We start from the raw sequence: 13,770 nt of genomic DNA, 5'->3' as shown, positions 1-13,770 counted from the left end.
TGACGCTCAGGAACGCCTGGCTTAAACGTGTAAACCAGGCGCAGGCTGTCAGAGGGGGCGTTCGAGTACGAACAGATACGCTTCCCGCGACCAGAACAGGGCGGTACGGCGGCGCTCCACCGACATGGTTTTCACTTCCCATTCCTCACGGGTATAGCTGCTGAGAAACTGGCTCATCTTGTCAGGGTCAGCCTTGGCTTCGCCAAAAAACAGGCTGCCCAGCAGCCCCTCTTTATAGATCACTACCCGACACTCTTTCTTCATCATCGACCCTCCTGGCGACCGGTTTACCGTGGCCGTCTATTGTCCGTGGCCGCGACGATTTTGCAATCGGAGAAGGCGTAAACTGTTTACGGTACTGCAGCGGGCTGAGCGCGAAGTGCTGGCGAAAATGGTGGCGCAGGGTGCCGGCGCTGGCAAACCCGCAGCGCTCAGCGATCTGATCGACGCCCATCGTGCTCTCTGTCAGATGCTGGCGGGCGCGCAGCAGTCGTTCCTCCAGCAGCCAGCGGGCGGGCGTTTTACCGGTGGCCTCCTCAAAGCGGCGCAAAAAGGTGCGCGTCCCCATGCCGGCGCGCTGCGCGAGGGAAGCGACGGTATGGCTGGCGGCAAGATGCTGGTGCAGATAGTCAAACAACTGACCGAGGCGCAGGCTCTCCCGGCTGCGGGCTACCGGGCGCAGGACCTGCTGCGCCTGACCGCCGTCGCGATGGGGAGAGACCACCAGGCGGCGGGCGACGACGTTGGCCGCTTCGCTGCCGAAATCTTCGCGCACCAGGTACAGACAAAGGTCAATTCCCGCCGCGCTGCCGGCGGAAGTCATCAGCAAAGCATCGCCCACGTAAAGCACATCTTCCACCACCTGGATCTGCGGAAAACGCGACTGCAGCGCAGCGGTGTAGCGCCAGTGGGTGGTCGCCTGGCGGCCATTGAGCAGCCCGGCGGCGGCGAGAACGAACACCCCGGAACAGATGGAAATAATCCGGCATCCGCGGGCGTGGGCGGCGGCCAGCGCGGCGCACAGCGCCTCGGGGACCGGGGCGTCGATGCCGCGCCAGCCGGGGACTACAATCGTATCTGCCTGGGCGAGAAGTTCTGGGCCGCCATCGGTCATCAGGCGGATGCCGCCGGTGGCTCGCAGAGGGCCTTCATCGACGGCGGCGACAGCGAACTGGTACCAGTTGTCGCCCATTTCCGGGCGCGACAGGCCGAAGATCTCCACCGCTACGCCAAACTCAAAGGTGCACAGGCCATCGTAGGCGAGGGCGACCACCTGATGACGTGACGGTGTCACAGAAGGGGTTGTCAGAATGTTAACGTTTTCTGTCATGGTAGCCGGCAGATAAGGGTGATGGGCGTCAGTAAAGTAGTGTTATCACAGACAAGGAGAAGACGCCATGAGTGTAGTAACCCAATTTACCCCCGCCACTTCCGCTGAGGCTATTCGCTGGTTCCGCCACAAGCTGCATCTGGAGACCGACTGCGCCGATGTGCACAGCGCCCAGCGTGTCGGCGAGGTCGACTTTGTCCTGCTGCACGTGGTCGGCAGCGAGGAAGCTTTCGCCAGACGTCACCTGCCCGGTGCGCAGCATCTCCCGCACAGCCAGATCACCGCCAAGCGAATGGCGGCCTGGCCGGCGGATACCCTCTTTGTGGTCTACTGCGCCGGGCCGCACTGCAACGGCGCCGACGTTGCCGCGCTGAAGCTGGCCGAGCTGGGGCGGCCGGTGAAAATGATGCTCGGCGGACTCACCGGCTGGGAAGATGAGGGCTATGCGTTTGCTTCCGGTGAATGAAAATTTTTCATGTACCATGAAATATTCTCGTTTGCGACCCGCCAGTCTGCATGCCAGTATCTGGACATATAGCCATCCAGAAGTCTAAAAATTCAAATAATGAACTATCACGGTGGGCAACTAACACGCCCACCGCTAAGGAGACAGCATGCAACGTCAACAGGCCCCGTTCCGCGCAGACATCGTCGGCAGTTTTTTGCGCCCGGACAGCATTAAACAGGCGCGTCAGCAGTTGGCTGAGGGGATTATCGACGCCGGTCAGTTACGTGAGATTGAGAATAACGCCATTCGTCATCTGGTCCAGCAGCAATGCGACTGCGGCCTGCACGTGGTCACCGACGGTGAGTTTCGTCGCGCATGGTGGCATTTCGATTTCTTCGATGGCCTGCAGGGCGTTGAGCGTTACGATGCCGAGCAGGGGATCCAGTTCAACGGCGTACAGACCAAAGCGCACGGCGTTCGCGTCACCGGCAAGCTGGCGTTTGGCGACCACCCGATGCTGGAGGACTTCCGCTATCTGAAAAGCATCAGCGGCGACGCGCAGCCGAAGATGACCATTCCCAGCCCGAGCGTGCTGCACTTCCGCGGCGGGCGGAAAGATATTGATGCCACTGTTTACCCGGATCTTAGCGACTACTTTGACGATCTGGCCACTACCTGGCGCGACGCCATCCGCGCGTTTTATGACGCTGGCTGCCGCTATCTGCAGCTGGACGATACCGTGTGGGCCTATCTGTGCTCCGATGCCCAGCGCCAGCAGGTACGTGAGCGCGGCGAGGATCCGGATGCGCTGGCGCGTATTTATGCCCGGGTGCTGAACCAGGCGCTGGAGGGTAAGCCGGCCGATCTGACGGTGGGCCTGCACGTCTGCCGGGGTAACTTCCGTTCAACCTGGATCTCGGAAGGTGGTTACGAGCCGGTTGCCGAGGTGCTGTTTGGCGGCGTCAATGTCGATGCCTTCTTCCTGGAGTACGACAACGACCGCTCCGGGGATTTCGCGCCGCTGCGCTTTATTCGTCCCGGCCATCAGCAGGTGGTCCTTGGGCTGATCACCACCAAAAACGGTGAGCTGGAGAACCCGCAGGGGGTGAAAGCGCGTCTCGTCGAGGCCGCGCAGTACGTGCCGCTCGAGCAGATCTGCCTGAGCCCGCAGTGCGGTTTCGCCTCCACCGAAGAGGGCAATGCCCTCAGCGAAGACCAGCAGTGGCAAAAAGTCCGTCTGGTGACCGCCATCGCCGCCGACATCTGGTAATTGCTTTCTTAGCGCAGCGTTGCACCGTAATGAAGCAACGCTGCCATCTTCTTCGCCTCCATCGCCCTCCTGTTCCGCATCCTGCGGTTTTCACAACCTGGCACCGTTTTTGCCTTATCACCTCTGGTTAGCTGTTAATTCTTTATTTTTTGCGCTACTCAGGAGTGAATCATGCAACGTAGAACGTTATTAAAAGCTTTTGCACTCTCCGCCTCTGTGATGGCTATGGGTCTCTCATTCCAGGCCTATGCCGCCGACACCATCAAAGTCGGGATCATGCATTCGCTCTCCGGGACGATGGCGATTTCCGAAACGCCGCTGAAGGACGTCGCGTTGATGGCCATCGACGACATCAACGCCAAAGGCGGGGTGCTGGGCAAAAAGCTGGAGCCGGTGGTGGTCGACCCGGCCTCCAACTGGCCGCTGTTTGCCGAGAAGGCGCGCCAGCTGCTGGCCCAGGATAAAGTGGCGGTGGTGTTTGGCTGCTGGACCTCGGTCTCGCGTAAATCGGTCCTTCCGGTGTTTGAGGAGCTGAACGGTCTGCTGTTCTACCCGGTGCAATACGAAGGGGAAGAGATGTCCCCCAACGTCTTCTATACCGGCGCGGCGCCTAACCAGCAGGCTATCCCGGCGGTGGAATACCTGCTGAGTGAGGACGGCGGCGGCGCTAAACGTTTCTTCCTGTTGGGGACGGACTACGTCTATCCGCGCACCACCAATAAGATCCTCCGCGCCTTCCTGCATGCCAAAGGGATCCAGGACAAAGATATCGAGGAGGTCTACACCCCGTTCGGCTACAGCGATTACCAGACCATCGTCGCCAATATCAAAAAATTCGCCGCCGGTGGCAAAACGGCAGTGGTCTCCACCATTAATGGCGATTCCAACGTACCGTTCTACAAAGAGCTGGCTAACCAGGGTCTGAAAGCGACCGATGTGCCGGTGGTGGCCTTCTCGGTGGGGGAAGAGGAGCTGCGCGGCATCGATACCAAACCGCTGGTCGGCAACCTCGCGGCATGGAACTACTTTGAGTCTGTCGATAATCCGACCAACCAAGCCTTCGTCGCCGACTATCGCGCGTATGCCAAAGCGCACAAGCTGCCGAATGCCGATACGGTGGTGACCAACGATCCGATGGAGGCGACCTGGGTGGGTCTGCATATGTGGGCGCAGGCGGTGACCAAAGCGGGCACCACCGATGTCGACAAAGTGCGCGAGGCGATGGCCGGGCAGACCTTCAACGCGCCGTCCGGCTTTACCCTGACCATGGACGCGACTAACCATCATCTGCATAAGCCGGTGATGATCGGTGAAATTGAAGGTAACGGTCAGTTCAACGTGGTCTGGCAGACCGATAAACCCGTCCGCGCGCAGCCGTGGAGCCCGTGGATCCCTGGTAATGATAAGAAACCTGACCATCCGGTGAAAACCGTCAGCCAGTAAGCGCCAGGGCCGGCGGGGCTGAAGCATAGGGACCGTCGGCCGCTGACCAGAGGAGAACGACATGAACGCATTGCGTCTCATGAGTGTGTTGGCGCTACTGCTGACCTTGCTGCCATGGCGGGCGCAGGCCGCGGAGGCGGACGACTTCGTTGCCGCCAGCCGCAGCCAGCAGGCGCAGCTGTTGATCCAGTGGGCGGCAGCGCCGCAGGCGAATCGCCTGCCATTGCTGCGGGCGTTAACCACCGAAAGCCTGGTGATGGATGACGGAAAACATGCTTTCCGTACCCGGCAGGGCGGATTACAGCCATTGGGCGCTGCCGCCGCGCCGCAGGGCGAAACCCGGCCGGTCCGTCTGACCAACCGGCTGCGTAATCTGGCTGCCGGCGCGTTGGCCAGCCACCTTATTTTAAGTGACAACGTCACAGAGCGAACTTCCGCCGCGCGTACGCTACAGCGGGAAGCGACCCCGGCCATGGCCGCGCTGCTGCAACAGCGGCTGCAGGCGGAAACCGATGATAATGTGCGGGGCCTGCTGGAGGTGGCGCTGGCGCGCCTGCAGCTCACTCAGCCTGAGGCCAGCGCGCGGCTGGCCGCCGTGACGCTGCTCGGTCATTCGGCGGATCCGGAGACCCAGGCGCTGCTGATCCCCTTTACCGATGCCCAGCATGAGCCGGATGCGACGGTGCGCGAGGCGGCCAGCGACAGCTTGCAGAAGATCAAACATCGTCTGCTGCTCGGCGATCTGCTGGGCCAGGCCTTTATGGGGCTGTCGCTGGGCTCGGTGCTGCTGCTGGCGGCGCTGGGGCTGGCGATCACCTACGGCCTGCTGGGGGTGATTAACATGGCCCACGGCGAGATGTTAATGATCGGCGCCTACAGCTGCTGGCTGGTCCAGCAGGCGCTGGCGCAGCTCGCGCCGCAGTGGCTGTCCTTTTATCCGCTGATCGCGCTGCCGGTGGCGTTTCTGGTGACCGCCGGGATCGGTATGGCGCTGGAGCGCACCATTATTCGCCATCTGTATGGTCGACCGCTGGAAACGCTGCTCGCCACCTGGGGGATCAGCCTGATGCTTATCCAGCTGGTGCGGATGCTGTTTGGCGCACAGAACGTCGAGGTGGCGAATCCCGCCTGGCTCTCCGGCGGCGTGCAGGTTCTCCCGAACCTGATCCTGCCATGGAACCGGCTGGCGGTGCTGGCGTTCGTCCTGCTGGTGCTGTGTTTTACCTGGCTCATCCTGAACCGCACCCGTCTGGGGATGAACGTCCGCGCCGTGACGCAGAACCGGGCGATGGCCGCCTGCTGCGGCGTGCCAACCGGGCGGGTGGATATGCTGGCTTTTGGCCTCGGCTCCGGTATTGCCGGGCTGGGCGGCGTGGCGCTGTCGCAGCTTGGCAACGTCGGGCCGGAGCTGGGTCAGGGCTACATCATTGACTCGTTTCTGGTGGTGGTGCTCGGCGGCGTCGGCCAGCTGGCCGGCAGCGTGGCGGCGGCCTTTGGGCTGGGCATATTCAACAAAATTCTCGAACCCCAAATGGGCGCGGTGCTGGGCAAAATCCTGATCCTGGTGATGATTATTCTGTTTATTCAGAAACGCCCACAGGGTCTGTTCGCGCTGAAAGGGAGGGTTATTGACTGATGAGCCAACCAATCACCTTAACGCTGGCGCAGCGCGCGCCGCGGCCTCTGCGCTGGCTGGGGATCCTGCTGGTGCTGGGGCTGCTGTGTATGCCATTCCTGGCGCTGCTGCCGGCCTCGCATCCGCTGGCGGTGCCGAGCTGGCTGCTGACGCTGAGCGGCAAAATCCTCTGCTACGCCATCGTGGCGGTGGCGCTGGATCTGGTCTGGGGCTATGCGGGCATGCTGTCGCTGGGGCATGGGATTTTCTTTGCCCTCGGCGGGTACGCCATGGGGATGTACCTGATGCGCCAGGCGGCGGGCGATGGTCTGCCGGCGTTTATGTCTTTTCTCTCCTGGAGCGAGCTGCCCTGGTTCTGGTGGGGCACGCAGCATTTCGCCTGGGCGATGGCGCTGGTGGTGCTGGTTCCCGGTCTGCTGGCCCTGGTTTTCGGCTGGTTTGCCTTTCGCTCGAAGATCAAAGGGGTCTATTTCTCGATCATGACCCAGGCCCTGACCTATGCCGGTATGCTGCTGTTCTTTCGCAATGAGACCGGGTTTGGCGGCAATAACGGCTTCACCGGTTTTACCACGCTCCTGGGCTTTCCGGTCACCGCCACCGCCACCCGCGCCGCTCTGTTTATGGCGACCGTCCTGCTGCTGTTGCTGACCCTGTGGCTGGGCGCGGCGCTGGCGCAGAGTAAGTTTGGCCGGATCCTCACCGCGGTACGTGACGCCGAAAACCGGCTGATGTTCTGCGGGTACGACCCGCGCGGCTTCAAGCTGCTGGTATGGACGCTGTCGGCGGTGCTCTGCGGTCTGGCGGGGGCGTTATATGTCCCGCAGGTGGGGATCATCAACCCCAGCGAAATGTCGCCGACCAACTCCATCGAGGCCGCCATCTGGGTGGCGCTTGGCGGCCGCGGCACCCTGATCGGCCCGGTGCTTGGCGCCGGGCTGGTCAACGGCGCGAAAAGCATTTTCACCGTGGCGATGCCAGAGTACTGGCAGCTGTTTCTGGGCCTCATCTTCATTATCGTGACCCTGTTTTTACCCCGTGGGGTGATGGGTCTGCTGCGTCGAGGAGACCGCTAATGCAACCGGATGAAGGACTGTTTACCCGCCAGCTACCCGGCGATCGCTTTCGCGAACAAACCGATCCGGTGCTGCAGCTGGAGAACATCAATGTCAGCTTTGACGGTTTCCGGGCGCTGACGGATCTGTCGCTGGCGATAGGCGTCGGCGAACTGCGCTGTGTGATCGGCCCCAACGGGGCGGGCAAGACCACCCTGATGGACGTGATCACCGGCAAGACCCGGCCACAAAGCGGCAAAGCGCTCTATGACCAGTCGGTGGATCTGACCACACTCGACCCGGTGGCCATCGCGCGTCACGGCATCGGGCGCAAGTTTCAGAAGCCGACGGTCTTCGAAGCGCTGACGGTGGCGGAAAATCTCGCCCTGGCGATGAAGGGGGATAAATCGGTGTGGGCCAGCCTGCGCGCCCGGCTGAGCAGCGAACAGGACGATCGGCTGAATGAGGTGCTGCGCCTGTTGCGTCTTGACGGCGAGCGCTACCGCCAGGCCGGTCTGCTGTCCCATGGTCAGAAACAGTTTCTTGAGATCGGCATGCTGCTGGTGCAGGAGCCGCATCTGCTGCTGCTTGACGAGCCGGCGGCCGGCATGACCGATGCGGAAACGGAGTATACGGCGGAGCTATTTCGTACCCTGGCCGGACAGCACTCCCTGATGGTGGTGGAGCACGACATGGGATTTGTCGAGACCATCGCCGACCGGGTGACGGTCCTGCATCAGGGCCAGGTGCTGGCGGAGGGATCGCTGCGCGAGGTGCAGGCCAATGAGCAGGTCATTGAAGTCTATCTGGGACGTTAAGGAGCGCCAATGTTACAGGTGAGTCAGTTACATCAATACTACGGCGGCAGCCATATTTTACGCGGGGTGGATTTTTCCGCCCGCCAGGGCGAAGTCACCTGCCTGCTGGGGCGCAATGGCGTCGGTAAGACCACGCTGCTGAAATGTCTGATGGGGCTGATCCCGGCGCGCAGCGGTGAAGTGCGCTGGCAGGATCAGAACATTACCCATCGCAAACCGCACCAGCGGGTGCAGGCCGGGGTCGCCTACGTCCCGCAGGGACGCGAGATTTTTCCGCGCCTGACGGTGGAAGAAAACCTGCTGATGGGGCTGTCGCGCTTTTCCGCTCGCGAAGCGCAGCAGGTGCCGGAGGAGATCTACCAGCTTTTTCCGGTGCTCAGGACCATGAAGCAGCGGCGGGGCGGTGACTTGTCCGGCGGTCAACAGCAGCAGCTGGCGATCGGCCGCGCGCTGGCCAGCCGTCCGCAGCTGCTGATCCTTGATGAACCCACCGAGGGGATCCAGCCCTCGGTCATCAAAGAGATTGGCGAGGTGATCCGCCAGCTGGCGAGCCGCGGAGATATGGCGATCCTGCTGGTGGAACAGTTCTATGACTTTGCCGCCGGGCTGGCGGACCACTACCTGGTGATGTCGCGCGGCGCCATCGTCCAGCAGGGCAAGGGTGGTGATATGGAGCGCGACGGCGTGCGCGCTATGGTGACCATCTGACCAGGCCGGCGGCGGTCGCGCCGCCGGTTTGCAGGCTATTTGCGCAGCAGCCGCTGCAGGCGCGCCTGGCGCCAGTTTTTGATCCATTCCCCGAACACGAACAGGCGTAATCCTCTCACCACCAGCAGGGCGCCCCAGATCAGGGCCACCCAGCCGGACCAGGCGTACTGCGGGTTTGTGAAGTGGTTGAGCACCGCCAGCAGCACGCAGACCACCAGCGCTACCGACAACGAACGGAAAAAGCGGCTCTCCTGATGCACCCGCGCTTTGGCTTCCTCGATGCGCAGATCGAGCGAGGCTTCCGGGCCCGGCGCGTCTTCCCGCCTGGATTCGCCGCCGATCTCGGCCACCGTCACCTCAAAGACCGCGGCGAGGGCGCTGAGGGTCTCCAGCCCCGGGCGTTCGCCATTCTCAATACGCTGGATGGTGCGGACGCTGAGACCCGCCATTTCGGCCAGCTGCTCCTGGGACCAGGCGCGCTGCAGCCGTAATTGTTTGACCTGATTGGTGCTGTTCATATTCGTATGCTCCATAACGTTCTGCGGATGTAAACCTGTGATGGAGTATGGTGAACCGGGCCGCCAGCCACCACGACAGCGACCCGACAACGGCCCGACATCAACCCGACAGCCGCATGCCAGCTGGCGTCAGGCGTTGGCCATCGGAGAATCCGGTTGCCAGGGGCGGGCATTGATCCCGCGGAAAATCATCAGCCAGGCGGCGACAATCGCCACGATAAGAATGGCAAAAAGCGACCAGTGCGGCAGATGAGTGAGGATCAACCCCGTCAGCATCGGGTTGAATGCCGCCCCCAGCCACCCCAGCGACTGGGCGGAGAAGTAGCTGGCCTTCATCCCCGGCGGGGCAATATGGTCAATCAGCATATACTCCCCGGGGGCATAAATCACTTCCCCGAGGGTGAAGATCGCCGCCGAGATCCCCCACGCCCACAGGCTGGCGCCAGAGAACATAAAGCCCACAAGGCCGATCACAAAGCAGACGGTGCCGAAGGTCATCAGCGGGCGGATATTTCTCGCGCTCAGCCGTCGGCCAACCGCGTACTGCAGAGCGACCACCACCGCGGCGTTGACCGGCAGCACCACGGCCACCACTTTCTCGGCGAAGTCGCTGCTGGCGACCACCAGCACATATTGCGAGAGGCAGGAGGCGAAGGCGCCGCCGACGAAGGAGGCCAACAACCCGGAACAGGTAAACCACAGCAGCGCCCGGTCGCGCAGCAACACCGACGGTGACCAGGGCACGGCGCCCTGCTGGACCGCGGCGGCACCATCCCGCTGGAGAAACAGCTGAATAAACACCAGAGGAAAAGCGGCGCAGGCGGCCGCCAGCCAGAACGGCAAATTGATGCTGTGCATCACCAGCAGGGTGCCGATGGGCGGCCCGACGGTCCAGCCGATATTGAGGATGGTGTAGTTCAGCGAGAAGATGCGCGCTTTTTTCTCTGCCGTCAGCCGGTCGGCAAACCAGGCTTTTAGCACGGTGGAAAACACCGAGTAGGCGCAGTTGATCAGCGCAAAGAAGATCACCACCAGGGGGGCGTTATTGACCAGGGGTATTGCGCTGAAGCCGAGAATGAACACCAGCACTGACCATACCATATAGCGCTTTTTGTCGAACTTGTCCGCGAGGATGCCAAAGCCCATGCTGAACAACACGCCGACCACCAGCGCCAACGACAGGGCGTAGCCAATCACATCCACCTCCAGCTGAAAGCGTCGGGTGAGGTAGATAGTCATAAACGGCAGTGTGGCGCCGCGGCCAATAGTTAATAGCAACGACGATGCCAGCAGCGCAATGGTGGAGCGCCGGAGAGTGGTGATCATGATTTCCTTGCCTGTCATGTTGTTATCATTTTATGTCTTCGATCACAAATAACACGGCCATTACGCCTTGTACAGGTCGCCCCGGCCGCCGGGCGCACTTCCGGGCCTGCCAAAAATAATGATCTATCCCGGCGGCCGCTTTTTCGCTACTTTGATTTTGTTCACAAAAATTCCAATAACGACAGAGGCAGGGTATGACGAGGAAAGATGGACTGCTGGCGCTGCTGGTAGTGGTGGTGTGGGGGCTTAACTTTGTGGTGATTAAGCTGGGATTGCACAATATGCCGCCGCTGATGCTGGCGGGGTTGCGCTTTATGCTGGTGGCCTTCCCGGCGCTGCTGTTTGTGTCCCGCCCGGCCATTCCGCTGCGTCTGCTGCTGGGCTATGGCCTGACCATTAGCTTTGGTCAGTTTGCCTTTCTGTTCTGCGCTATCGGCCTGGGGATGCCGGCCGGTCTGGCTTCGCTGGTGCTGCAGGCGCAAGCCTTCTTCACCATCATCCTCGGCGCCTTCGTCTTTGGCGAACGGCTGCAGGGCAAGCAGCTGGCGGGGATCGCCCTGGCGATCTTTGGCGTGCTGGTGCTGGTGGAGGGCAGCCTTGGCGGGGAGCACGTGCCGCTGGTGGGCTTTATGCTGACCCTGGCGGCGGCGCTCAGCTGGGCCTGCGGTAATATCTTCAACAAGAAAATCATGTCGCATACCGCCCGGCCGCCCATTATGTCGCTGGTAGTGTGGAGCGCGTTGATCCCGGTGCTGCCGTTTATGCTGGCCTCATGGTTGATTGATGGCCCGCAGACCATGCTGGCGAGTCTGCAACACATCGATCTGCTGACGATACTGTCGCTGCTCTATCTGGCGTTTATCGCCACTATCGTCGGCTATGGCATCTGGGGATCGCTGCTGGGGCGCTATGAAACCTGGCGGGTGGCGCCGCTGTCGCTGCTGGTGCCGGTGGTGGGAATGGCCAGCGCCGCACTGCTGTTGGGGGAGACGCTCAGCGGACTGCAGCTCACCGGGGCGGTGCTGATTATGGCCGGGCTCTACATTAACGTCTTCGGCTTACGTCTGGTGCGGCCGGGTATGGCCCGCGGATAAAAAAAAGCCCCGGAGACGGGGCTATACACAATTATGCGTGTAATGGCATCACAGGTCGTGCTGCTGGTAGTACGGCACGCCAAGTTCGTCAGATTTATCATTACCAGCCGCCATATGATTGAAATCAAATGGCGAATCATTATGTTCGGAAGGGATAATCATTGTATCACGCTGGTTTTGACGCACCGGCGTGGTGTTTTGCTCCGCATAGCTGAGGCTGGAGGCCAGCGACAGGAGTACGATAGCTGCGGCAGCGAATAGTTTCATGATTTCCTCAATACGTCTTTTATAGTGCAGGCGATTAACATCAGTTATTTAGCGGATGTAGATAGCGGGACTCGCCAGGTACATTCGTTATGCGATACTTGTGGGGCGGAACATCGAAATAGTTCTTGAACGTTCGCGTCAGGGTCTGCTGCGACTCGAAACCGTAGCGCTCCGCCAGGTACAGGATTGGCTCATTGCTCTGCTTGAGCTTTTGCGCAATCTCCGTCAGCTTGCGGCTGCGGATGTACTGGCCGAGAGAATGGCCGGTCTCTTTCTTAAACATACGTTGCAGGTGCCACTTGGAGTAACCTGAGCGCTCAGACACTTTTTCCAGCGACAGGGGCGATTCCAGGTTATCCTCGATCCACGACAAAATACTATGGATAGTGATGGCGTCATTATTACGTCTGGACATCATCTTACCTCTTCTTATTTTTACGGCAGGACCTTCTTGAGCAGTTGCTCAAGCATGGCGACTTCGTCCGCCGACAGATTTTTCGTTAACTCCTGGTGTAACTTCTGACCCACAACCTGATGACACTGCTCGCAAAGGGCTGCACCGTCCGGCGTCAACTGCACCAGCACGCCGCGCTTGTCAGCGGGGTTGGGTAACCGTTCAATCCAGCCTTTGCACGCCAGGCGGTCAAGCATACGCGTCATCGCGCCCGGGTCGACGGAAAGCACGGTTTTCAGCTCAACGGGGGTAATACATACTTCGCAACGAATGGAGCAGAGCACGCGAAACTGGGTCGCGGTAATATCCATAGGTGAGAGGTAGTCGTTGAGCAGGCGATCTTTTTTCTGGTTAACCATCTGGATCAAGCGACCCAGCGGGATCATTTCATTAAACAGGTCGCTGGTACTTTTCATGATGGTTGCCCAGGCAAGTAATTAGTTGCAGGTGATACTATTGCCCAGGCAATCATAAGTCAACATTATGAATTCGCCGATGCCACGATTTGCTAAAAGAAAAATATCTGACGTGGGTCACTGTTTGCGGTTTTTCTAACGCTTGTTAATTTTTAGCGGAAATGGTTTATCACCCGAGCTGGTGTCGAATCCAACGAAGCCGGTATACTCACGGAACGAAATCATCCTGAAAAAATGAATTTAAATGGGACTTTAATTAACTATGTTCGATTTGTTTAAAGCAATAGGGCTCGGCCTGGCGGTGCTTTTGCCGCTGGCTAACCCACTTACAACCGTGGCGCTGTTCCTCGGCCTGGCGGGCAATATGAACAACGCCGAGCGTAACAAGCAGGCGTTAATGGCATCGGTGTATGTCTTCGCCATTCTGATGGTGTCGTGGTATGCCGGTCAGGTGGTGATGAATACATTCGGCATATCAATACCTGGGCTGCGTATCGCCGGGGGATTGATTGTGGCCTTTATCGGTTTCCGCATGCTGTTCCCCCAGCAAAAAGCCCACGATTCGATGGAAGCGAAGATCAAATCGGAAGAATTGCAGGATGAACCGACCGCCAATATCGCCTTTGTGCCGCTGGCAATGCCCAGTACCGCCGGCCCGGGTACCATCGCGATGATTATTAGCTCCGCCTCGACCGTTAAACACGGCGTGGACTTCCCGGAGTGGGTGGTGCTGGCGGCACCGCCGATCATCTTTTTACTGTTAGGGGTGATTCTGTGGGCTTGTCTGCGCAGTTCCGGCGCGATTATGCGTCTGGTTGGCAAGGGTGGGATCGAAGCGATTTCCCGACTGATGGGCTTCCTGCTGGTCTGCATGGGCGTGCAGTTTATTATTAACGGTGTGCTGGAGATCATTTCGACCTGGCATCCCTGACCGCCCGCGATGCGCAGAGAGACAAAGCCCGCCGGCGCGATACCGGCGGGCTTTTTTGT

The 13,770-nt window shown here is 60.2% G+C and carries 16 protein-coding genes; 9 read left to right on the top strand and 7 right to left on the bottom strand.

Annotated elements, in window-relative coordinates:
- Positions 1–48: 48 nt before the first annotated feature.
- Both LGL98_RS13145 and ftrA read right to left on the bottom strand, forming a co-directional pair.
- Complete coding sequence (locus tag LGL98_RS13145) at positions 49–264, bottom strand: DUF4177 domain-containing protein (protein WP_136034487.1); 216 nt, start codon at positions 262–264, stop codon at positions 49–51.
- A complete protein-coding gene (gene ftrA, locus LGL98_RS13140; RefSeq protein WP_136034120.1) occupies positions 233–1,330 on the bottom strand; it encodes a transcriptional regulator FtrA in 1,098 nt (365 codons plus the stop codon). Before ftrA ends, LGL98_RS13145 begins: the two co-directional genes overlap by 32 nt.
- A 67-nt stretch (positions 1,331–1,397) precedes the next feature.
- On the opposite strand from ftrA, the gene LGL98_RS13135 reads away from it, so the two are divergent.
- The 7 genes from LGL98_RS13135 to urtE all read left to right on the top strand — a co-directional run bounded on the left by LGL98_RS13135 (position 1,398) and on the right by urtE (position 8,705).
- On the top strand, positions 1,398–1,796 hold the full coding sequence (locus LGL98_RS13135; protein WP_136034122.1) for a rhodanese-like domain-containing protein: 399 nt from the start codon (positions 1,398–1,400) through the stop codon (positions 1,794–1,796).
- 148 nt (positions 1,797–1,944) lie between these two features.
- Positions 1,945–3,048: a cobalamin-independent methionine synthase II family protein gene (locus tag LGL98_RS13130; protein ID WP_136034124.1), complete on the top strand. Its 1,104-nt coding sequence runs from the start codon at positions 1,945–1,947 to the stop codon at positions 3,046–3,048.
- 171 nt (positions 3,049–3,219) lie between these two features.
- Positions 3,220–4,491, top strand: a complete 1,272-nt coding sequence (gene urtA / locus LGL98_RS13125; RefSeq protein WP_136034125.1) for an urea ABC transporter substrate-binding protein — start codon at positions 3,220–3,222, stop codon at positions 4,489–4,491.
- A 61-nt stretch (positions 4,492–4,552) separates the two neighbouring features.
- Positions 4,553–6,127, top strand: coding sequence for an urea ABC transporter permease subunit UrtB (gene urtB / locus LGL98_RS13120; RefSeq protein WP_136034127.1), 1,575 nt, complete (start codon positions 4,553–4,555; stop codon positions 6,125–6,127).
- The gene (urtC, locus tag LGL98_RS13115) at positions 6,127–7,200 is read left to right on the top strand and encodes an urea ABC transporter permease subunit UrtC (RefSeq protein ID WP_136034129.1); all 1,074 of its coding nucleotides are present in this window, start codon (positions 6,127–6,129) and stop codon (positions 7,198–7,200) included. The genes urtB and urtC overlap by 1 nt, the downstream gene beginning before the upstream one ends.
- Positions 7,200–7,997, top strand: coding sequence for an urea ABC transporter ATP-binding protein UrtD (gene urtD, locus LGL98_RS13110; protein WP_136034131.1), 798 nt, complete (start codon positions 7,200–7,202; stop codon positions 7,995–7,997). Before urtC ends, urtD begins: the two co-directional genes overlap by 1 nt.
- Positions 7,998–8,006: 9 nt before the next feature.
- A complete protein-coding gene (urtE, locus tag LGL98_RS13105; protein WP_136034133.1) occupies positions 8,007–8,705 on the top strand; it encodes an urea ABC transporter ATP-binding subunit UrtE in 699 nt (232 codons plus the stop codon).
- Between the two features lie 35 nt (positions 8,706–8,740).
- Here urtE and LGL98_RS13100 read toward each other — a convergent pair whose 3' ends face one another.
- Positions 8,741–9,223 carry a helix-turn-helix domain-containing protein gene (locus tag LGL98_RS13100; protein WP_080924585.1) on the bottom strand — a complete coding sequence of 161 codons (483 nt, stop codon included), beginning with the start codon at positions 9,221–9,223 and terminating at the stop codon, positions 8,741–8,743.
- A 129-nt stretch (positions 9,224–9,352) separates the two neighbouring features.
- The gene (ydeE, locus tag LGL98_RS13095) at positions 9,353–10,549 is read right to left on the bottom strand and encodes an efflux MFS transporter YdeE (RefSeq protein WP_136034135.1); all 1,197 of its coding nucleotides are present in this window, start codon (positions 10,547–10,549) and stop codon (positions 9,353–9,355) included.
- 194 nt (positions 10,550–10,743) lie between these two features.
- On the opposite strand from ydeE, the gene eamA reads away from it, so the two are divergent.
- Positions 10,744–11,643, top strand: coding sequence for an O-acetylserine/cysteine exporter (gene eamA, locus LGL98_RS13090; protein WP_136034137.1), 900 nt, complete (start codon positions 10,744–10,746; stop codon positions 11,641–11,643).
- 48 nt (positions 11,644–11,691) lie between these two features.
- Here the strand turns inward: eamA and marB are convergent, their stop codons facing one another.
- From marB to marR, 3 genes are read right to left on the bottom strand one after another with little or no spacing between them, the layout of a single operon-like run.
- A complete protein-coding gene (marB, locus tag LGL98_RS13085) occupies positions 11,692–11,910 on the bottom strand; it encodes a multiple antibiotic resistance protein MarB (RefSeq protein WP_002904394.1) in 219 nt (72 codons plus the stop codon).
- 40 nt (positions 11,911–11,950) lie between these two features.
- Entirely contained in the window at positions 11,951–12,325 is a 375-nt protein-coding gene (marA, locus tag LGL98_RS13080; protein WP_002904397.1) for an MDR efflux pump AcrAB transcriptional activator MarA, read from the bottom strand.
- Between the two features lie 20 nt (positions 12,326–12,345).
- Positions 12,346–12,780, bottom strand: coding sequence for a multiple antibiotic resistance transcriptional regulator MarR (gene marR, locus LGL98_RS13075; protein ID WP_004143563.1), 435 nt, complete (start codon positions 12,778–12,780; stop codon positions 12,346–12,348).
- Between the two features lie 262 nt (positions 12,781–13,042).
- Here marR and LGL98_RS13070 point away from each other — a divergent pair, with 262 nt between their 5' ends.
- On the top strand, positions 13,043–13,711 hold the full coding sequence (locus tag LGL98_RS13070; RefSeq protein ID WP_002904403.1) for a MarC family NAAT transporter: 669 nt from the start codon (positions 13,043–13,045) through the stop codon (positions 13,709–13,711).
- Positions 13,712–13,770: the final 59 nt, after the last annotated feature.

Origin of the sequence: Klebsiella africana (assembly GCF_020526085.1) — a bacterium.
GTDB classification, from domain to species: Bacteria; Pseudomonadota; Gammaproteobacteria; order Enterobacterales; family Enterobacteriaceae; genus Klebsiella; species Klebsiella africana.
Note: the sequence above shows the minus strand (reverse complement) of the source record. Positions and strands in the feature narration are given on the sequence as shown.